This is a genomic window from Bdellovibrio bacteriovorus str. Tiberius, from assembly GCF_000317895.1.
Classification (GTDB): Bacteria; Bdellovibrionota; Bdellovibrionia; order Bdellovibrionales; family Bdellovibrionaceae; genus Bdellovibrio; species Bdellovibrio bacteriovorus_F.
Genome location: NC_019567.1, coordinates 2,898,669 through 2,916,792 on the forward strand (window position 1 = coordinate 2,898,669; position 18,124 = coordinate 2,916,792).

General features: G+C 49.8%; 21 protein-coding genes. 14 read left to right on the forward strand and 7 right to left on the reverse strand.

Going from position 1 to position 18,124, the window contains the following annotated elements; translation table 11 throughout:
• Window positions 1-2 precede the first annotated feature (2 nt).
• Entirely contained in the window at window positions 3-491 is a 489-nt protein-coding gene (locus BDT_RS13770) for a hypothetical protein (RefSeq protein ID WP_015091855.1), read from the reverse strand.
• A 50-nt stretch (window positions 492-541) separates the two neighbouring features.
• Here BDT_RS13770 and BDT_RS13775 point away from each other — a divergent pair, with 50 nt between their 5' ends.
• A complete protein-coding gene (locus BDT_RS13775) occupies window positions 542-1,231 on the forward strand; it encodes a class I SAM-dependent methyltransferase (RefSeq protein ID WP_015091856.1) in 690 nt (229 codons plus the stop codon).
• A gap of 8 nt (window positions 1,232-1,239) precedes the next feature.
• On the opposite strand, the gene BDT_RS13780 is transcribed toward BDT_RS13775, so the two are convergent.
• A complete protein-coding gene (locus BDT_RS13780; RefSeq protein ID WP_015091857.1) occupies window positions 1,240-1,503 on the reverse strand; it encodes a helix-turn-helix domain-containing protein in 264 nt (87 codons plus the stop codon).
• A gap of 118 nt (window positions 1,504-1,621) precedes the next feature.
• Window positions 1,622-2,296, reverse strand: a complete 675-nt coding sequence (locus BDT_RS13785; protein ID WP_015091858.1) for a response regulator transcription factor — start codon at window positions 2,294-2,296, stop codon at window positions 1,622-1,624.
• Between the two features lie 214 nt (window positions 2,297-2,510).
• Here BDT_RS13785 and BDT_RS13790 point away from each other — a divergent pair, with 214 nt between their 5' ends.
• Window positions 2,511-3,314 (forward strand): class I SAM-dependent methyltransferase, encoded by an 804-nt coding sequence (locus BDT_RS13790; RefSeq protein ID WP_015091859.1) that lies wholly within the window; start codon window positions 2,511-2,513, stop codon window positions 3,312-3,314.
• 1 nt (window position 3,315) lies between these two features.
• Here the strand turns inward: BDT_RS13790 and BDT_RS13795 are convergent, their stop codons facing one another.
• Window positions 3,316-4,218 carry a mechanosensitive ion channel family protein gene (locus BDT_RS13795; RefSeq protein ID WP_015091860.1) on the reverse strand — a complete coding sequence of 301 codons (903 nt, stop codon included), beginning with the start codon at window positions 4,216-4,218 and terminating at the stop codon, window positions 3,316-3,318.
• Between the two features lie 145 nt (window positions 4,219-4,363).
• Between BDT_RS13795 and BDT_RS13800 the strand changes: the two genes are divergently transcribed.
• On the forward strand, window positions 4,364-5,302 hold the full coding sequence (locus BDT_RS13800) for a glycerophosphodiester phosphodiesterase family protein (protein ID WP_015091861.1): 939 nt from the start codon (window positions 4,364-4,366) through the stop codon (window positions 5,300-5,302).
• Between the two features lie 14 nt (window positions 5,303-5,316).
• On the opposite strand, the gene BDT_RS13805 is transcribed toward BDT_RS13800, so the two are convergent.
• Together BDT_RS13805 and BDT_RS13810 are read right to left on the reverse strand one after the other, a co-directional pair.
• Window positions 5,317-5,532, reverse strand: a complete 216-nt coding sequence (locus BDT_RS13805; protein WP_235046134.1) for a hypothetical protein — start codon at window positions 5,530-5,532, stop codon at window positions 5,317-5,319.
• A gap of 86 nt (window positions 5,533-5,618) precedes the next feature.
• Window positions 5,619-6,926 (reverse strand): hypothetical protein, encoded by a 1,308-nt coding sequence (locus tag BDT_RS13810; RefSeq protein WP_015091863.1) that lies wholly within the window; start codon window positions 6,924-6,926, stop codon window positions 5,619-5,621.
• Between the two features lie 269 nt (window positions 6,927-7,195).
• Here BDT_RS13810 and BDT_RS13815 point away from each other — a divergent pair, with 269 nt between their 5' ends.
• The 11 genes from BDT_RS13815 to BDT_RS13865 all read left to right on the forward strand — a co-directional run bounded on the left by BDT_RS13815 (window position 7,196) and on the right by BDT_RS13865 (window position 15,943).
• Window positions 7,196-7,870 carry a hypothetical protein gene (locus BDT_RS13815; RefSeq protein WP_041577881.1) on the forward strand — a complete coding sequence of 225 codons (675 nt, stop codon included), beginning with the start codon at window positions 7,196-7,198 and terminating at the stop codon, window positions 7,868-7,870.
• Between the two features lie 78 nt (window positions 7,871-7,948).
• Window positions 7,949-8,641, forward strand: a complete 693-nt coding sequence (locus tag BDT_RS13820) for an RluA family pseudouridine synthase (protein ID WP_015091866.1) — start codon at window positions 7,949-7,951, stop codon at window positions 8,639-8,641.
• A gap of 92 nt (window positions 8,642-8,733) precedes the next feature.
• The gene (locus BDT_RS13825) at window positions 8,734-9,666 is read left to right on the forward strand and encodes a DUF346 domain-containing protein (RefSeq protein WP_015091867.1); all 933 of its coding nucleotides are present in this window, start codon (window positions 8,734-8,736) and stop codon (window positions 9,664-9,666) included.
• 122 nt (window positions 9,667-9,788) lie between these two features.
• Window positions 9,789-10,556, forward strand: coding sequence for a TIGR02147 family protein (locus BDT_RS13830; protein WP_015091868.1), 768 nt, complete (start codon window positions 9,789-9,791; stop codon window positions 10,554-10,556).
• A gap of 4 nt (window positions 10,557-10,560) precedes the next feature.
• Window positions 10,561-11,259: a hypothetical protein gene (locus BDT_RS13835; RefSeq protein ID WP_015091869.1), complete on the forward strand. Its 699-nt coding sequence runs from the start codon at window positions 10,561-10,563 to the stop codon at window positions 11,257-11,259.
• Between the two features lie 110 nt (window positions 11,260-11,369).
• Complete coding sequence (locus tag BDT_RS13840) at window positions 11,370-11,678, forward strand: hypothetical protein (RefSeq protein WP_015091870.1); 309 nt, start codon at window positions 11,370-11,372, stop codon at window positions 11,676-11,678.
• 143 nt (window positions 11,679-11,821) lie between these two features.
• Window positions 11,822-12,277, forward strand: a complete 456-nt coding sequence (nrfH, locus tag BDT_RS13845; RefSeq protein ID WP_015091871.1) for a cytochrome c nitrite reductase small subunit — start codon at window positions 11,822-11,824, stop codon at window positions 12,275-12,277.
• 9 nt (window positions 12,278-12,286) lie between these two features.
• Window positions 12,287-13,666 (forward strand): ammonia-forming cytochrome c nitrite reductase subunit c552, encoded by a 1,380-nt coding sequence (locus tag BDT_RS13850; protein ID WP_041577882.1) that lies wholly within the window; start codon window positions 12,287-12,289, stop codon window positions 13,664-13,666.
• Between the two features lie 7 nt (window positions 13,667-13,673).
• Complete coding sequence (locus tag BDT_RS13855; RefSeq protein WP_041577883.1) at window positions 13,674-15,041, forward strand: cytochrome c biogenesis protein ResB; 1,368 nt, start codon at window positions 13,674-13,676, stop codon at window positions 15,039-15,041.
• Between the two features lie 67 nt (window positions 15,042-15,108).
• Window positions 15,109-15,399 carry a hypothetical protein gene (locus tag BDT_RS13860; RefSeq protein ID WP_148278843.1) on the forward strand — a complete coding sequence of 97 codons (291 nt, stop codon included), beginning with the start codon at window positions 15,109-15,111 and terminating at the stop codon, window positions 15,397-15,399.
• Between the two features lie 145 nt (window positions 15,400-15,544).
• The gene (locus tag BDT_RS13865) at window positions 15,545-15,943 is read left to right on the forward strand and encodes a hypothetical protein (RefSeq protein ID WP_015091875.1); all 399 of its coding nucleotides are present in this window, start codon (window positions 15,545-15,547) and stop codon (window positions 15,941-15,943) included.
• Here BDT_RS13865 and BDT_RS13870 read toward each other — a convergent pair whose 3' ends face one another.
• A complete protein-coding gene (locus BDT_RS13870) occupies window positions 15,944-18,100 on the reverse strand; it encodes a DUF748 domain-containing protein (protein ID WP_041577884.1) in 2,157 nt (718 codons plus the stop codon).
• Between the last annotated feature and the right edge of the window lie 24 nt (window positions 18,101-18,124).

The following is an 18,124-nucleotide window of genomic DNA, read 5'->3' on the forward strand; positions in this document are numbered from 1 at the left end:
GTTTATTTTCCGGATTTTTTGGCAATGGATAAAAAGAAGGCGTTTTCCTTCTTTTTATCCGTCTTGGCTTTCCGCGGGGTTTTCTTCGCGGAAGTCCCTTCGGCTTTTTCAGATAAAGTTGATTTTACCGGCAGCCCCAGCAAGGGATTTCCTTTGCTGATTTCGCGCATCAGCTGTTTGACTTCATCTTCAAAGTCCTCGGACTGCGCGGGAATGTACAACCAATCCTTGTTCGCCGGGTGATTTTCCAAAAACAGATATTTCAAAAAGAAAGCGCTTTGCTTTTTCTTTTCCACCGGAATGATGCAACCGTTCCAAAGCTCAAAGGGATAACTGACCCCTTTGTGTTCGTAAAGGCCTTTGCGTTCCACCAGGATCAGCACCAGCTTCATATCCAGATAGTAAGCAAGTCCGCCATGCTTGGGCAGACAGTCATATCCCGGTGGCAGCAGATCTTCGATCCAATAAAGATCATTCAGTGGCTGTTTCATTGAATAGATGGCTCCTTGCCTCCAATTTAGCAAAAGTATAAAGTCGAGTCATGAATAAACCCACCCAGGACTTTTTCAATAAAGAAGCAGCCCAGCGCTATGATGAACGCAACAGTAAATTAAGCCGCATTTCTGATTGCCTGCATTTTTTATCGACGCTGGTGTTGAAAGACCTTCCTGAAAAATCGCTGATTCTTTGTGTCGGGGTCGGTACTGGCGCTGAAATCATGACCCTGGCCGAAGCCTTTCCGCAATGGCACTTTGTCGGCATCGACCCCTCAGCCAATATGCTGGAGGTCTGCCGTGAAAGAATGAGCAAGGCTGGTTATGCAGACCGGTGCGAATTTATCCATGGATATGTGCAGGATGCACCCCAGGACAGAAAGTTTGATGCCGTCGTTAGTCTTTTGGTCAGTCACTTTGTTCATCGTGATGACCGGGCCGGCTACTTTCAACAGATGACGGATTGTCTGAAAGACGGTGGATTTCTGGTCAATGCAGAAATCAGCTTTGATCTGAATTCGCCCCAGTTCCCGGCCATGCTTAAAGGGTGGGAAGCTGTGCAAACCCTGATGGGGGCCACGCCGGAGTCCCTGGCAAATCTGCCGAAACAACTGAAAGAAATACTGACCGTTCTTCCCCCCGAGGAAACAGAACATTTGATCCGGCAAAGTGGTATTTCACTGCCGATTCGCTTCTTTCAGGCTTTTATGATTTGTGCCTGGTTTGGAAAAAAGTAGACAGCAAGTTACTGCGGGTTTTTATCCCACTCATCATTGGCACGTCTTTCGGCAGTGCTGATGGCACTGTCCACATAGGCTTTTCTCATCTCCGATTCCGGAATCTGATAGATTTCACACATCCTTTTCAAAACCTCAATCGGAGGACGGCTGGTACCCCTTTCCAGACTGGAAATAAACTGCGACTTATGAAAACCCAATCGCTGCCCGACTTCAAGTTGAGTCAATGCGGCGTCAGTTCGCTTGTCCTTGAGGAACTTGGCGATCGTCATACTGCTTCCTAAAAAAAGAAGATTGTTTTGTAAAGTTCTGGGAACATACTCCGTTTGGACGAGGAAAGAAGCTTGAATCTGGCCAATTTCCTATTCGTAACAAAGCCCCCGGAACGGTCTATACGGATTCCAAAAAAACCTTGTATCCAACTCCGCGAATGGTCCGGATGGACACTTTACCAGTCCCGGCCGTGACTTTGTCGCGCAGGCGACAGATGAGAACATCCAGAACATTTGTAGTAGGAATGTAATTATACCCGCAAATTTCGCGTAAAATATGCTCACGCGTGACAATCCGATGAGGGTTGGACAGAAATAAATCCAATAGCTTGAATTCCCGTTCCTGCATTTCGATTACATTGCTTCCACAAATCACTTTTCTTTTCAGTCGATCCAGCTTTAGATTTCCGTAGGTCAAAACCGCGGTACTTTCCTGCGGTTGAATTATTTTGCGAATACGGATCAGCAGTTCGGTCACCGAAAACGGTTTGCACAAATACTCATCCCCGCAGGATAAACCAGTGATGCGTTCTTCATCGGCATTGAGCGCACTCAGAAAAATGACAGGAAGTTCCGGGTGAATGGCTTTCACTTTGCGCACCACCTCAAATCCGCTTATTCCCATCAGCAACACATCTGAAATCATGAAGTCGTATTTTTGACTTTGAATGTGGTCCAAGGCTCGTTCACCATTGGCCACCCATTCACCTTCATAACCTTCGGCAAAAAGCCCCTTCAGAACAATTGCCGCAATTTCAGGGTCGTCTTCGAGCAATAGAAATCGATAAGACATTTTTTTATCCTTTTTTTGTGTCCGCGACGATAACTTATTTAGGGGTATAAAGTATCTGGAATCTTCAAGTTATCCCAATCTTCATAATTAACACGCGAAACCAGTGGAATTACCGAACGGATGTTGGGCGATTTGTTTGCTATACTTAGTGAATTTTAGTTTGCCTCATAGCACTTCTAAAAACCATGCTAAGTAAAACAAAAAAGGAGACATCATGAGATCAATTCTATTGCTGCCTTTGCTCTTTACCGCAGCCTGCAGTTCAACCCCGAAAGAAACAAAACCTGCGGCACCAGCACTGCCAACCACGCTTCAGGAAGCACTGAACAGCCCTTATCGCACAGAAAGCAACAAAGCCCGCGATACTTATCGCCACCCGGTTGAGACTTTGGAATTCTTTGGTCTGAAGCCGGAAATGACTGTGGTTGAAATTTCTCCGGGTGCTGGCTGGTATGCTGAAATCCTGGCTCCATATCTTTCTGCCAAGGGCAAGTACGTTGCCGCGGCAGTTCCGGTGTCTGTTTACGGCGGTGGCCAGAAGTTCCTGGATTGGCTGCAAGCCCGTCCTGAAATCGCCGCGAAAGTGACTGTGAACGACTTTGCCCCTCCGGGAAAAATCGCGGAAGACAATTCAGCGGACTTGGTTCTGACCTTCAGAAACGTGCACAACTGGATGACTCATGGATCTGAAAAGGCCGCATTCATGTCATTCTTCAATGCCCTGAAACCAGGCGGCGTATTGGGTGTGGTTGAACACCGTGCCGATGCCCGTAAAAAAGAGGACGGAAAATCCAAAAGCGGTTACGTCAGCGAAAAACAGGTTATCCGCATGGCGGAAGCAGCCGGTTTCAAACTGGCAGCCAAGTCTGAAATCAACGCCAATCCCAAAGACACCAAGAACTATCCAAAAGGTGTCTGGACTTTGCCACCATCCTTTGCCGAAGGTGACAAGGACCGCGCAAAATACGAAGCGATTGGCGAAAGCGATCGCATGACCCTGAAGTTCGTAAAGCCTTAATTTACTGATCCAGATCCCGGCCGCGTTTTTCATTCGGCCGGGTGATTTCCTGATTCACCAGCGACACATCCATTCTTGGATACGGCACCATGATTTTATTTTCGCGAAAGCGGGCATCAATGGTGGTGCGGATATCGCTGGTAATGGTTTCAATTCTCCAGATATTGCGGCACCAAAAGCGCAGATCAAAAATCAAAGCCGATTCACCAAAATCCTTTAGCAACGCATTCGGTTTAGGATCCTGCACCACTTCCGGGTGCTGCAAAGCCGCTTCAATCAGCACTTGTTTTACCAATGCGACATCAGAACCATAAGCAACGCCCACTTTGACATGCTGGCGGATTTTTCCCGAGGCCAGACTTTCATTGGTGACTTCTTCGGCGATGAACTTGGAATTGGGAACAATGATCGTGACTTCATCCCGGGTCTGGATGATCGAGGAACGAACACGGATATCAATGACCTTGCCCGAGGTTTCCCCCACCTGAATGATATCGCCGACTTTGATCGGACGCTCTATCAGCAATATAATACCGGCAATAAAATTCTGGGTGACGTTTTGCAAACCAAAACCGATCCCCACCATCAGCACCGCACCCACCGCCGCCAAAGAGCTGATCGAAATCCCCATGTTATCCAGGGCAAAAAGAACCCCCATCACAACCAGCGCATAACGCACAAATTTTGCGATCGAATCCCGCACTCCACTATCCACACGTCGGCGCGACAGCTGTTTGACCACAATCTTACTGACCAGCTTCGATCCGTAGATTGCCACAATCAACAGCAGGATAGAGACCAGCACACTGGCAGCGGAAATCTCGGCATCCTTAATGCGAAAGATGGGCTCATTAAGCATTTGCCAGACTTGTTTTAACTGCTGATACAACTCTGTGTCTTCCATGCGGATATTTTATGAAAGATCCCGGGTGTGGGCACCTATCAGGCCTCACGAATCCTTCCAACATGTCACAAATCAGTGTCACAAAATGAGACTTTACAATTTGAAGAGTTAATTCAGGTCCAGTTTCGTCCGATATCTTTATTCTATGAAAAGTATTTTCCTGCCAGGTTGGGCTTTGCTGCTGATCTTGGCATTCAGCCAGCCTTCATTGGCGCAAACACCCGGCCCAGTTCAGCGCCGCCCCTTTAGCGGCGACACTTTGGGTAAAAACGCCGTGATGTGCCTGATTGCCAGAAACATGGAGGTCCACGGCCACCGGGGGATTGATGGTTATCCCAACAACACCATCGCCTCTTTCAAGGCCGCCTATGATGCCGGAGCCGACACGGCAGAGCTGGATTTAATGATCACTGGTGATGATCAGATCGTCACCGCCCACGATCCCATTCCGAACATCCAGACCGAACGCTGTGCTTTGCATGGAAAGTCCCTGGAAAAAGCCGCGCTTCGCAGTATGAGCTATGCCGAAGCCGCACAGATTCAGTGTGGAGAGCGTCTTTATTCAGAACCACGCACCGAACCGATCCCATTGTTTCGCGATGTCTTTAGTGTCTTTAAAGATTATAAGGTCGCGGGCAAACCCGCCCGCCTGAATATTGAGATCAAATATTTCAAGGATCAGGTGCAATACTTCCCTGCGGAAGATCAGTACCTGGATTTGATTATCAAAGAAATCCGTCAGAGCGGCTGGAACCCTGAGCGCTTCTTTGTGCAGTCCTTCAATCACGAAACATTAAAGAACCTGAAGGCCAAGGCCCCGGATATCGACGTGGTGCCCCTGATCTGGGACGCCCGCGGAGCTCTGGACGCCGCCACCAAACTGGGAAGCCGTCTGGTCACAACGGGCTGGCCACAACTGACTCCGGAAGTGGTCTTTGGCCTGCATCAAAAAGACATTCGCGTTGTCGCATGGACACCGAATTCGGTGGAAGAATTAAAATGGGTTATTGCCTCTGGCGCCGATGGTGTGATCACCGATCGTGCGGACCTGTTCATGAAGATCCGCGACGAGCTGTGTGAATAAGTGCTGCTGAAAATTCAGTAGTGATTGATCCGATTGCGGTGACCTTCACTGTCGATGACTTCGGACTTGTCACCGTCCTTTTTATCCCAGTTCTTTTCCAGATCCTCTTTGCTTTGATGATCTTCGATGTCCCCTTGATTGTACTGAACACCATTCTGAACAGATGGATTGCGTTCTTTGCTAAAGTTGCCAGCGATCGGAGATACTTCAGACGTCTTGCTTGAATCCACAGACACCTCCTGGATGGCTTACATTAAACAATAAAAGCCCTAGCTGCGCTATGAACCTTGGCAACAATCATGATCCGATCACAAATCTAAAACAACCCTAGCCTGAAGCCCGTCCACACAGACCAGTTGTCATCCAGATAGACGTTCCCCGCCTTCCAGCCCGGAGTTTTAGTCTCATAACCCACATAATACTCAAAGGCGTCAGAGGTTCTTAATGCGACCTCGATATTACCATCCAGCAGCAATTCAGATTCTTCAGCATCATAGCGCTGATCCTTTGGCTGCATCCAGGCGGTCGTGCCAAGGGTGACAAAAAGGTGATGGCTGATTTCAGCGTCGATCCACTGCAAACTCATGCCCGGGAAGTATCTCTTCGGAGTCATCCCGTTATGCAACGTCACGAGGAACTTGTGCTTGTGCATTTCCAGGAACACGTTCGCATCCACAGTCCCGCCAAAGGACGTCAGATAATGGCTGAATTTGAAGTTCCAGCGCCCCCAGCCTGCTTTAAAATCAGTGAAGCCAAACAAGAACGGATCCACGAAATTTAAATAAGACAGACTGGCCTGGAGCTTCAGGAAGTTCTGCTCGTCACTGGTCAGATCCAAGTATTTAATGTAGCGCTTAATTCCCACTCCCGACGGATGGGTGCCGCGGTCGGTATACGGTTCATCGGGGCGGAACAAATCATAAACCCACGCGGTACAATCAAGGCCCGTGAAGTCCCGGCGCTTCATGTCTGCGCCCTCTTCCGCCATTTCTTCATCAGTCGTTTTATCCGCATCCGTCGATGCACACTGAAGCATGTAAGAAGTTACGTTCATGTTGTTAAACCAAAGCAGGAACGTGTCCCGCGAGCGGGCATCACGATAGAAGTGGCTTTTTTCAACCAGCATGTTCTGATAAATCTGGGCCTCCATGCCCGCAGAACTTAAGCGCACCATTTCAGCCGGATGTTCGGCCTTCAATTTAATCAGGTCTGAATCATTCACATGATCCACCGCGATCACACCCTGCCCCCAGGGAAAGGTGTTCATTGAATTGAAGCTTCCGATTTCACGGCGGGTCATGACGGCCCGATGCCATTCTTCATGCCCCCATCCGGCACCCACCGGGACTGTGGATGTAAGATAATCAAAACCGCCAATCAAAAGCCAGCGCCACCAACCGACACTTTCTTTTGAATCTCCGCCAATTCCCCGGTGCATGGTTTGCAGAAAGCCGGTTGAAACCGCCGAGGACTGGCGCATGCTGAAATAGTCCGGGCCATGAGATGTCGTGTTGTTAAAAGGGTATTCATAAACCGGCAGATCCAACCAAACGCCGGGATTGGCTAAAGCCTGACTGCCCGCAAATATTGAAATCACCACCATCAATGGCTTAAGCATTTTCATACAAACCCTTCCACACATAAAAACCAAATCAACTTTAGTGAAAATCGTACGCAAGTTAGATACTGGACGCAAACATTAACGCGGTTTTAAATCCCTTCGGAGCTGTTGGATTCCCGGCAAGCGCCGAAGGGCCGTCACGGACCTCTGCCGGATCTTCGGCAGAGGTTTTCCCAACTGCCATCTGTTGCTTATGACGCCCGCCCAACGCTGGCACCGCCGTTGCTTTTCCAGAGTGGCATCAGATGACTGATAACCAAAAAGGAGAAACCATGAAAGCACTTATCACAACACTCTTAATCGCCCTTTCTGCCACGGCCGCCAACGCTGCTGAACCAAAGCCTTATGGCATCGACATCACCAACAAGGACTCTGTCGGCGCGTCGGTCTGGATCACAGTTTACAACTTCGTCGGGGACATCGGCGACAATGCCTGCCTGCAACCGGGGCAAACCATTTCCTTCCACGACTATATGACCGGTCCGGCTTACACCGTGCGTGCGGAAGTGAAACAAAACCGCGATTGTTCCGGCGCCACTTACAGTGACCTTAGCACCGTGGTTGGCGGCAACGACAAGGTGGAAATGTCCCGAAGCGCAACTGGCACTTTGTGGCTTGAAAACAAGGGCGACGGCACGGACAAGGACGCCAATCCTTTGACGACGGTTTCCATGCGCAACAACGACACCTCCGGTCACTCGGCTTGGGTCACTATTTACAATACCGTGGGGCGTATCGGTGACTCTGGTTGCGTAAGACCGGGGAACAAGAAGATGTGGAAAAACTATGCGCCGCCATTCAAATACAATGTCCGTGTGGAAGTGAAACAAAACGAGGACTGCAGCGGCGGCAACCTTGAAGACACCGACATGTCTGTGCCTTCCCAAAGCGGAGTCGAACTGACGGTCGATGGATCCGGCTACTTCCACTTAAATCAGAAAAAATAATACATTTTTCTGAAATTCCACTAGGCACCTGCTGTCTGGATAGGCTAAAACAGGCCCTCTAACGACAGCAGGTTCCCAATGAAAAAGATCCCTAAAAAGCATCAGCCCCGTGGCTTTGAAATCCTTCACGAAGACCTGGATGTCATCGTCGGCAACAAAGCGGCTGGTGTTCTGACCGTGGCGGCAAAATGGGATCGCGACAATACGGTTCATAATCTGCTGAATCTGTACGTCCGCAAGGGCAATCCCCGTTCCAACAAGTGTGTTTTTGTCGTGCATCGTCTGGATCAGGCCACCACCGGTGTTTTGATCTTTGCAAAAACCGAAGAGGTTATGCACTTTCTGAAAGACGACTGGAAATCCACGATCAAAACATACTACGCGATCGTTCACGGCAAGATGCCGAAGAAAAGCGGCACAATCACCAGTTATCTGGAAGAGGACGAAAACTATGTTGTCCATTCCAGCAAGGATTCCGACAAAGGAAAGCTGGCAATCACTGAATATGAGGTTCTGAAAGAAACTGAGAAATTCAGTCTTTTGAAAATCAACCTGCTGACCGGCAAGAAAAACCAGATCCGTGTGCATCTTGCAGGTGAAGGTCATCCCATCGTCGGCGACCCGAAGTACGGAAAAGCCACCACGAATTTCAAAGAACTGCGCCTGCATTCTGCCAGTCTCGAATTCACGCATCCGCATAATAAAAAGCGCATCACCATCAAGGCTCCTGTCCCGAATTATTTCCGCACGCTCATTGATTACGAATATTAAAAGGCCAGTCTGATCCTGACTGGTTTGGCAGCGCAAATTCCCAGTGATACTTTGAAGCCATCAGCTCCACACATTCGTACAAGGAGGTGGTTATGCGTTTCAAAATAATTTCACTTTTTGCGGCGTTGTTGTTGTCTTCATTCTCGGCCCAGGGGTACGTGCCCAACTCACCCATCACGACAAATGATCCTTCATTCGGCATGACGGGAAAATTCAATCCCGCCGGGTGGTCCGATTGGATCACCCTCGGTGGCATTGGCACTTCCGATCCGGCCAGTTGCTCCATGTCGGGTTTCCGTAACATCGTGTTTGTAAAAGGCACCGACAATGCTCTGTGGTCGCGCTATTGGAATGGTGCCGGATGGTCAGAATGGTTTTCGTTGGGAGGTGTGCTGACATCTGCTCCGGCGGCGGCCTGCCAAGGGGAACAGATCTATGTCTTTGCCCGAGGCACTGACAATGCACTTTGGGCCCGATACTGGTGGGGCACTCAGTGGAGTGAATGGATCAGTATCGGCGGTGTGCTGACTTCCGGTCCCGCAGTGACTTCATGGGAATTTGGCCGAGTGGATGTCTTTGTGCGCGGTACGGACAATGCCCTCTGGCACAAGTGGTTCGCCAGCGGTGCTTGGTCTGAATGGGAATCCCTGGGCGGCGTTCTGACTTCGGATCCAGCGGCAGCCTCGTGTTCTGCAGGCAGAATTGACGTCTTTGTTCGCGGTACTGACAACGCCCTCTGGCACAAGTGGTTTGCGGGCGGCTGGTCCGGCTGGGAATCACTGGGTGGCGTTCTGACTTCAGATCCCGACGTCGCTTCATGGGGCTCAGGCCGATTGGATGTGTTTGTTCGTGGAACTGACAACGCTCTTTGGCACCTGTGGTGGGATGGCAAATGGAGCTCTTGGGAATCTTTGGGAGGCATTTTAACCTCCGGCCCCGGAGCCTCGGCACTGGCACCGGGATATTTGGTCATCTATGTGAAAGGCACTGACCAGGCGATCTGGTTTAAGGTGTTTACACCGTAAGAGCGATAGATTCGAACAGAACCCTGACAAAGAAGTGCTCCAGCAGAACACGCCGGAGCACCTTTCACACCTGCAAGTGTAATTTTGCTGAAAATGCCCGGCAATTATTCTAAGAAATCGTCATGTCTGAAAAATCGGTTTCAAAGCTTCTTCTGCAAATTTTTACCAAAAGACGCAATCAGAATCCGCGTTATTCCCAACGCGCGTTTGCCCGTGATCTGGGACTGTCTTCCGGTCACCTTTCTGAACTGCTTGGAGACAAACGCCTTCCCAACAAAACGACACTGACTCAGTTGATTTCAAAGCTGGGCTTAAGTGAAGAAGACATCACCCGTTTTACCGAGGCCGCCGCCGACACGAAAAAACGCAAAGTCGAAAAAAGAATCCCGGTGGTTCTTGAACCTGATCAGTTCTCAATCGTGGGTGACTGGGAGCACTTTGCTTTGGTGTCTTTGATGAAAACAAAAAACTTTAAAGCCGATGAAAGCTGGATTGCCGAACGCCTGCAAATCCCCCGCACTCGCGTGCAGCAGATTCTTGGGCAACTGGAGCAAGCAGGTCTTATCCGCCGAAATCCAGACAGGATCTCGGCTATTGAGGCCAACATCACCACCACTCAGGATGTGCCGTCAGAAATGATTCGCCGGTCTCACGATCAAAAAATCCAATTGGCGCTAAAAAGTATGAAGCAGGATCCAGTGCATCTGCGCGACATCAGCTCCATCACGATGCCGACAAACCCGGAACTGCTGCCTGAGGCAAAGAAGCTGATTCAGGCCTTCCGTCGCAAACTGGCGCGCCGTCTGGGCCATCAGGGAAAAACATCGGAAGTTTATTCTTTGAATATTCAGCTTTTCCCACTGACGAAAATTAACGAACTGGAAGGATGACATCATGAACTTGAAAGCTTTTGTACTGATGCCGCTTGCAATACTGACGATCTGCGGATCTCAGGCCCTGGCGTTGACCGACTGGCAGGAAGTCGGAAATGGCGGTCAGGTTCTGGTCTGCGAAAACAGCACCATTGCCCCGGAACCAGGCCGCTATGTCACGATGTATGACTATGCCGAAGCAAAGTTCCGCTATCGCCTGACTCCAAAAATGCCGAAGGCGATTCTGACCTTCCCTATGAATCCAAACATTGCACCCGAAAATTTGATCGCCATGGAGATACTGAAACGTCTTCCGCACGAAGGCTATACCTGGTACGGCAAAGCTGTGGGCCTGGTTCAGAATTTTTATGCTGAAGCAAATCTAATTGCGGGCGTGGATCTGGTGATCATCCGAGATACCGGCATGGGCTTTATCCCTCGCGGTTGTAAGCTGGAACAGCTGATTGCGCAAAGCCGCCCCACTGTGCCCGAGGATCGTTATTACAAAATCAACAGTGATTTGTGGGACTGGATGTTCCCGGAACAACGAGCCACCGCGATTTTGCATGAAGTGCTTTACCGCCTGTCCCCGAAAGCCAAATTCATTTTCTCGTCTGAAAAAATCAGATATGTCGTGGGGTTGCTGATCTCTGACACTTTCAGAAGCAAATCCCCGGAGGAACAAAATGCCCTCTTGCTGGAAGCGGGTCTGCTCTACTAACCCGGCCTGGAGCAAAAGGAAATATTTATCAGCACGCAACCCTGACTGGAGCCCCCTTCCGGAGTGTGCTAAACAGCGGCTGTACAAATTAACAACCCAAGGAGTTTTCCATGAAATCTTTGATTCTTGTTCTGATGACCCTAGTTTCCACTTCCGCTATGGCTGCTAAACTTGACAAACTTCCTTGCGCGCAATTTGCACAAGGCGCGGCTGAAGCTGATTATCTGCGCGATGCAACCGGCATCCAAGGCCACGAGTTCGAATCTGCCATCACTGGTTACACCAAAATTGACCAGCGTCAAGCGGCTGTGACTGTTGAAATCTCTGGCGCCAACGATGAAGGCGAATCCTGGACAACTCAATACGAAGTTGTTGTTCAGGCCCCGACTTGCGCTCTTGTTGAAATCAGCTCGAAGTAAACACCTGCCATCCTAATTTTGTTAAAAATCCGCCGATTCCACCCGTGGGGTCGGCTTTTTTTTGCCTTCAACCCGGGTTGGATTGAAAGGCCAGTGTTGGAATAAACCTACTCAGCCAATGAAAAGTAATTGATAATCCGTTTATGTCCAACTTCAGCAAACTTAATCTGCTTATTTTGGTTCTTTTCGGTGTTGTCATCGGCTTGGGCTGTTATTCGTTCATCTATGCCAAAGGGTATTCGTACATGTCAGACGATCCCAAGGCCTGTGTGAATTGTCACGTCATGCGTGAAAATATGGATTCATGGCAAAAATCCGCCCATCACCACGTCGCCAAATGCAATGACTGCCATCTGCCCCATAACATCGTCGGAAAGTATGCCGTCAAGGCGCTGAATGGCTGGAATCATTCCGTGGCATTCACCCTTCAAAACTTTCACGAGCCCATCCTGATCAAGGAACACAGTCTGAAAGTGGTGAAAAGTTCCTGTCTGACCTGCCATCAGCCGATGGTGCAGGCCATGGATCGCACTGATAAAAATCACAACGAGGAAGCCAATTGTCTGCACTGCCACCGTGGTGTGGGACACGTTCGATAGGAGTCTGGTATGAATAAGAATAAATGGATGTTTCTGGCTGTCGGCGGCGCCGCTATTATCACTGTGCTGGTCACAGCCCTGCTGGTGAATATTTTTGAAAGAAAATCCGAAGAGAAAAACCCATTCTATCGCGTGGTGGAAATCACCGACGACATTGATGATCCGGCGATCTGGGGGAAAAACTTCCCCCACCAGTACGACTCCTATCTGAAAACGGCGGATATGACCCGCACCAAGTACGGTGGATCGGAGGCATTCCCCCACATCCCGACGGACAAAGACCCCCGTGATGTGGTTTCAGCCCAAAAGCTGGATGAAGATCCTCGCCTGAAAATCATGTGGGCCGGCTATGCGTTTTCCAAGGACTTCCGCGAAGAGCGTGGTCACGCTTACATGCTGGTGGATCAGATCTTCACCGAGCGCCAAAATGTAGCGAAACAACCCGGGACCTGCCTGAACTGTCACGCTTCCACATATTTGCTGTACAAAAAACTTGGTGATGGCGACATCACCAAGGGCTTTGAAGAAATGGGCAAGATCCCCTACAAAGACATCGTGCACTCGGTTCAGCACCCGGTGTCCTGCATTGACTGTCATGACCCGTCCACCATGTCTTTGCGAATCACCCGTCCGGCTTTCATGGAAGGTATTAAGCTGGTCAAAGCCCAGCAGGGTATCAAAGAATATGACGTCAACAAAATGGCTTCCCGCCAGGAAATGCGCAGCTTTGTCTGCGGTCAGTGTCACGTTGAGTACTTCTTTAAGGGCGAAGAAAAACGCCTGACTTATCCCTGGGGCAAAGGTCTGAAGGCTGACCAGATCATGGAATACTATAAAGAAAACGGCTTCAAGGATTGGGTTCATGCTCTGACTGGAGCGGAGGTTCTGAAGGCGCAGCACCCCGAGTTTGAAATGTTCAATCAGGGCACCCACGCCCGCGCCGGTGTTGCCTGCGTGGACTGTCACATGCCTTATCAGCGTGTGGGCGCCATGAAGGTCACCGACCATCAGGTGCGCAGTCCGCTTTTGAATATCAACAAAGCCTGCCAGACCTGCCATAACGTGCCCGAAGCAGAACTGAAAGCCCGTGTGGAAACCATTCAGGATCGTCATACCTCTTTGCGTGATGTGGCCTTTGATGCTTTAGTGGACTACATCAATGACCTGAAAGAGTTCAAAGACGAAAAAAATCCGTCCGAGACCCTGATGAAAGCCCGCGCCCTGCAGAAAGAAGCCCAATTCCTGTTCGACTTTGTTGAAGCTGAAAACTCTTCAGGCTTCCATGCGCCTCAGGAGGCTGCGCGCATTTTGGGTCTTTCCATCGAAAAGGTCCGCGAAGGACAGAAACTGGTGGCAAGTCTTCGCGCCAAAAAAGTAGCCGGAAAGTAGCTTCCGCGTGTTTCGATCGGTGATTCGTTTTTTTGCTTCCCTAAAACTGGCGGTGGTTATCATCGCCGTTTTGGCCGTGCTGATCTCGGTGGGCACCTTCGTTGAAGCCCGCTTTGACGCCTGGACTGCCAAGCAGCTGGTTTACAATTCCGTCTGGATGTACAGCGCTCTGGGTCTATTGGTCACAAGCCTTGTCGCGGTGATCGCAGATCGCTGGCCCTGGAAGCCCCGTCACGCGGCGTTCATCTTTGCCCATGTCGGCATCATTATGATCATCTTTGGCGCGTTGTTAACCCAGCTCTACGGCGTGGATGGCATCATCCGCCTGACCGGCACGGCAGAAGCTGTTAACGAAGTGCAACTGCAGGACACCCAGCTGACCGTCTACCGATCGCGCAGCGGTGATGGCTATGACAAAGTTTATTCCGAAGAAGTGAACTTTCTAAAAAACCCGATTACGGCCAAAGAACCGTTCCTGATTAAGGCCAAGGGGTTGCATTTTGAATTGCTGGAATCCATCCCCTATGGACTGGCCCAAACCCGTGTCGAAGCTTCCCCGACGGCGCAAAGTGGTTCCGCCGTGCGCTTTCAACTGGCCAATGCAAATGTCAGTGAAATCGACTGGCTGATTCAGCGAAACGCCTTTGAACGCGCAGAAAAACAAATCGGCCCGGTTCTGCTGACCATGGGAGGCCTGTGGCAGCGCCGTCCCGAGATCAACGAAATCCGTCTGTATCAGAATGAAAAACAGCAACTGAACTATGCCCTGTACAGCAAAGACAACCAGAATCCCTATAAGAGAGGCACCCTGGCCGAAGGCGACCGCATTCAAACTGCCTGGATGGGGCTTGAGCTGCGCACCCTGCAGTTCCTGACAAAAGCTGTGCAGAAATATGAAGTTCGTGCGATGGACCGCCCGACACCCGCCACGCGCGCTTCCCTGAAAGTTCGCTATAACGGACAGGAAAGTTATCTGGTGCTAAATGACTATATCAAAGTCTTCACTGACGAATGGGTTTATCTGGTCGCGTATCATCACAAAAAAATCCCTCTGGGTTTTGATATCTCTTTAAGAAATTTCAAAAAAACAGATTATCCCGGCACCATGCGCGCCATGGCCTATGAAAGTGAAGTGCAGTTCGCCGATCAGCGCGCGACCATTTCAATGAACGAACCGCTGAAGCATCAGGACTATTACATCTATCAAGCCAGCTTCGAGGAATCTCCGAATGGCGGCGTCGCGGCTTCCATCTTGTCAGTGAATCGCGATCCCGGTCGTGTCTGGAAATATCTGGGATCACTTGTTATGTGTGTGGGAATCATTCTGCTGTTTTACTTCCGCTATCGTCCGCATGTTCGTCCACGTTCCACCTAAGAAGTGACCGAATACATATTGCCGCCTTGAGCGTTTCATACACAATAAACAGCTCAAGGAGGATTTCATGAAAAATTTAGTTATGGTTCTATTTATGATTCTGGGGCTTTCATGCTTTGCGCACGCCGAAGATCAGACACTGGTGACTTTGCCTGTAGAGATTGAATCCATGGTCGAGATGTCCACCGCTGATATGCCGACGGACGTGGACCTGCAAGGTGGTGGCGGATCCACATCCCGTTACTGCTGTATGAACCGTGGGAACTATTGCGACATGGGTTACACGGACCGCTTTGGTCAGCCGTGCAAGTGCTACACTGGCAACAACGTCTATCACGGACACGTCTGCCGAAACTAAAAACCGATTCCCCCGGGCAAGTCCGCTGATGGCATCCTTTCCCGTTAGCTGACTTGCCTGGTTCCCAAATGTGAAAGCATCTTAATGTTAGTCCCGTTGACAAAACTTTTCGTTGGACCGAGCTTCAATTTAAAACGAGGACTATATGAAAAAACTGGCATCGGTTCTTTTTATGGTAATTTGCAGCTCTGTGGTGCAGGCTGCGCCACACACTTTGTTTTGTCAGCGCCCCTATCACCATGACATCTTCAATACCAATCTGCGCATCACGGTGACTCAGGAACCGACAATGAAAGTTCTTTGGATCGACACCCACATCCCCTATGGTATTCGGCCGATGCCATACCCCATTCAAACACTTGAATGCCGTGACAATGGTGTCAGTATCGTGGCAGGTGATTCCGATATTAAACGCCACATCGAATTGCATGTCGAAGATGACCGGGGCAAATTGGTTTATCTGGATGGACAAGGCCCGAAGGATCCGGCGATTTCTTACACCTGCTTCCCGGACACCATTCGCACTTTCTGCACGGGCAACTGATTACTTTTCTTTCAACAGCAAAGTCACTTGCGGGGTCTTACCCGCATCCCCGGCAGTTCCTGACAGCAGGTACATACGTTCAGTTGCCACTTGGGCGGCTGCAAGCTCTGTCATCACGGCTTTGCCGCGGGAAAGCGCCAGGTTCTTCAGCTCATCTTCACTGACAGGAAGTGTTTCAGCTGTTTTCTTTTCCCAGGCGGTGGCGCGACCGACAGGGTCTTTGGCGAATTGCTCGTCAATGGCATCAAATTCTTCAGGCTTTAGGTACTCTTTGGCGACGGTCCGCACGGCTTTGCTGCGATCCTTGTTCTTCACAAGAAAAAGTTGCAACTTTTCTTCCAGTGCGTTGATCTGCAGGGCCTGTTTGTCAGCGGCCTGATATTCGCCGCGGATCTCAAGACTCAACTGTGGACGCTCGGCCAGAGCTTGGGCCAGCTTCATCAGCTTTTCTTTTTCTGCGGATTTTAACTCCGCTTCCCCCGGGGCAAAGCGAATGTCCTGCATATCGTCCCCGCCCCCGACCAGACTGGCCAGGAAATCAAAAGGAGCCGCCACGATATTGATGATCATGTTTTTGACCGCCGTCCAAATCAGATTTCCCAATGAAAAGGACGGTGAATTCACATCCCCTTCCACCGGCAACTGAAACTTGATCTGCCCTTTACGGTCCTTCATCAAAGCCAAACCCAGCTTCAACGGCCAAGCTGTTGCATTCTTGCTTTCAACTTTGTTCCCCAATGTGAACTGATCCAGCAAAACCTTGTTCCCACCTTTGATACGGTTGTTCACAAGCTTATAGTTCAAATCCAGAAAAAGCTTACCCTTCTTGATTTCATAACCTGCAAAGTGACCCGAATACGGCGTAAATGTCGTCATTTCAATATTGTGAAAGTTCATTTCCAGATCCAGCGTCGGGCGTTTGACCCCGGGAATAATGAAGCCTTTGCCTTTGAACTTTCCGTAAGCCTCTACCTGCCCGGCCAGGGCAATTTGAATCTTTTCGTCCACCTTCGGCGAAATCGGTCCGACAGAACCTTCAAGATTCTGCACCAGAGCTTTAAAGTTAGGACGAATCTGAAGATCAGCATAGCTGACCAGCCCCTCCGTCAGACTGAGTTTGCCCACATGATAGTTAACCGGTGCGGATGTTTTAGGCGCCGTTTTTGAATTCTTTAAGAATGATCGGAAATTCAGCGTCCCGTCTTTTCTTAATTCCACTTCTGTCTTAAGACCTTTAAGTCCCAGTTCGGCCACTTTCAAATCCAGAGGATTGGTGCTGATATCGATCCCTTGCAGATCCAGCTGATTCCATTCCAGCACGGGCTTTTCCTGATTTTCAGGCACCAATGCCAGATTATGAATCTGGGCTTCACCTGTGACGGACACTCGGCCGTTTTTATACTGAATGCGGGACATCGTATCGGCCTGACCTTTTTGCAGCGTCAAGTGCGTGTGGTCTGACAGGTAAGCCGTCAAAAAATCCAAAGGAATCTGACGGGCTTTCACCGCCACATTGACCGTCACTGGTTTTAACTGCATGTCGCCACTAAGACTTATTGTGCCTTGTTCTCCGACAGAAACATTTAATGACTTTAGCGACGTGGTCGATCCCAAAGAGGTGCTGATATTGGCCGCCGTCAGATTCATGGGCCCCAATGGAAGCTCCAGCGCCAACGCATGAGTGAAATCAAAAAAGTCCAAACCGCTTTCGCGGATCTGAATTTGCTCAAGTGTCAGAACCCAATCAGAATCCTGGGATGTGTCTTTTTCAGGTTCGCCCGTCGGAGTCAGATCCCAGTTGGTGGCCCCGTTTTTAAAGACCACAAAACGCGCCGAAGCCTTGTCCAAAGTGACACTTTTTAAAAGGATCTCTTGGTTCACCAGTGCATACAGCGTCAAATTCAACGCAAAATGATTGAAAGCCAAACGCGGCTTTTCCTGATCTTTGGAAGGAAGGACGAACTTTTCAATCACCAGCTCAAACGTGAACGGATTGAAAGATACGGAGCCCACTTGCGGAGTGGTTTGCAGTCGAAGTTCAGCCTGTTTGGTGATTTGGGATTTGATAATCCAGGGAACGACAAGAAAACCCGCAAGGCTGTAGAGGCCAAGCAATAAGATGCAAATTTGCAGGATTCTTTTTGCCGTCGTAGTCATACAAAGTTCCCTTTGCATGACTAA

What these genes read in the sequence shown, in the direction of transcription:
- BDT_RS13770 (WP_015091855.1), bottom strand. Translation starts at nt 491, where the DNA reads ATGAAACAGCCACTGAATGATCTTTATTGGATCGAAGATCTGCTGCCA.
- BDT_RS13775 (WP_015091856.1), top strand. Translation starts at nt 542, where the DNA reads ATGAATAAACCCACCCAGGACTTTTTCAATAAAGAAGCAGCCCAGCGC.
- BDT_RS13820 (WP_015091866.1), top strand. Translation starts at nt 7,949, where the DNA reads ATGAAAAAGATCCCTAAAAAGCATCAGCCCCGTGGCTTTGAAATCCTT.
- BDT_RS13830 (WP_015091868.1), top strand. Translation starts at nt 9,789, where the DNA reads ATGTCTGAAAAATCGGTTTCAAAGCTTCTTCTGCAAATTTTTACCAAA.
- BDT_RS13780 (WP_015091857.1), bottom strand. Translation starts at nt 1,503, where the DNA reads ATGACGATCGCCAAGTTCCTCAAGGACAAGCGAACTGACGCCGCATTG.
- nrfH (WP_015091871.1), top strand. Translation starts at nt 11,822, where the DNA reads ATGTCCAACTTCAGCAAACTTAATCTGCTTATTTTGGTTCTTTTCGGT.
- BDT_RS13870 (WP_041577884.1), bottom strand. Translation starts at nt 18,100, where the DNA reads ATGACTACGACGGCAAAAAGAATCCTGCAAATTTGCATCTTATTGCTT.
- BDT_RS13835 (WP_015091869.1), top strand. Translation starts at nt 10,561, where the DNA reads ATGAACTTGAAAGCTTTTGTACTGATGCCGCTTGCAATACTGACGATC.
- BDT_RS13795 (WP_015091860.1), bottom strand. Translation starts at nt 4,218, where the DNA reads ATGGAAGACACAGAGTTGTATCAGCAGTTAAAACAAGTCTGGCAAATG.
- BDT_RS13825 (WP_015091867.1), top strand. Translation starts at nt 8,734, where the DNA reads ATGCGTTTCAAAATAATTTCACTTTTTGCGGCGTTGTTGTTGTCTTCA.
- BDT_RS13850 (WP_041577882.1), top strand. Translation starts at nt 12,287, where the DNA reads ATGAATAAGAATAAATGGATGTTTCTGGCTGTCGGCGGCGCCGCTATT.
- BDT_RS13785 (WP_015091858.1), bottom strand. Translation starts at nt 2,296, where the DNA reads ATGTCTTATCGATTTCTATTGCTCGAAGACGACCCTGAAATTGCGGCA.
- BDT_RS13800 (WP_015091861.1), top strand. Translation starts at nt 4,364, where the DNA reads ATGAAAAGTATTTTCCTGCCAGGTTGGGCTTTGCTGCTGATCTTGGCA.
- BDT_RS13810 (WP_015091863.1), bottom strand. Translation starts at nt 6,926, where the DNA reads ATGAAAATGCTTAAGCCATTGATGGTGGTGATTTCAATATTTGCGGGC.
- BDT_RS13790 (WP_015091859.1), top strand. Translation starts at nt 2,511, where the DNA reads ATGAGATCAATTCTATTGCTGCCTTTGCTCTTTACCGCAGCCTGCAGT.
- BDT_RS13840 (WP_015091870.1), top strand. Translation starts at nt 11,370, where the DNA reads ATGAAATCTTTGATTCTTGTTCTGATGACCCTAGTTTCCACTTCCGCT.
- BDT_RS13815 (WP_041577881.1), top strand. Translation starts at nt 7,196, where the DNA reads ATGAAAGCACTTATCACAACACTCTTAATCGCCCTTTCTGCCACGGCC.
- BDT_RS13860 (WP_148278843.1), top strand. Translation starts at nt 15,109, where the DNA reads ATGAAAAATTTAGTTATGGTTCTATTTATGATTCTGGGGCTTTCATGC.
- BDT_RS13865 (WP_015091875.1), top strand. Translation starts at nt 15,545, where the DNA reads ATGAAAAAACTGGCATCGGTTCTTTTTATGGTAATTTGCAGCTCTGTG.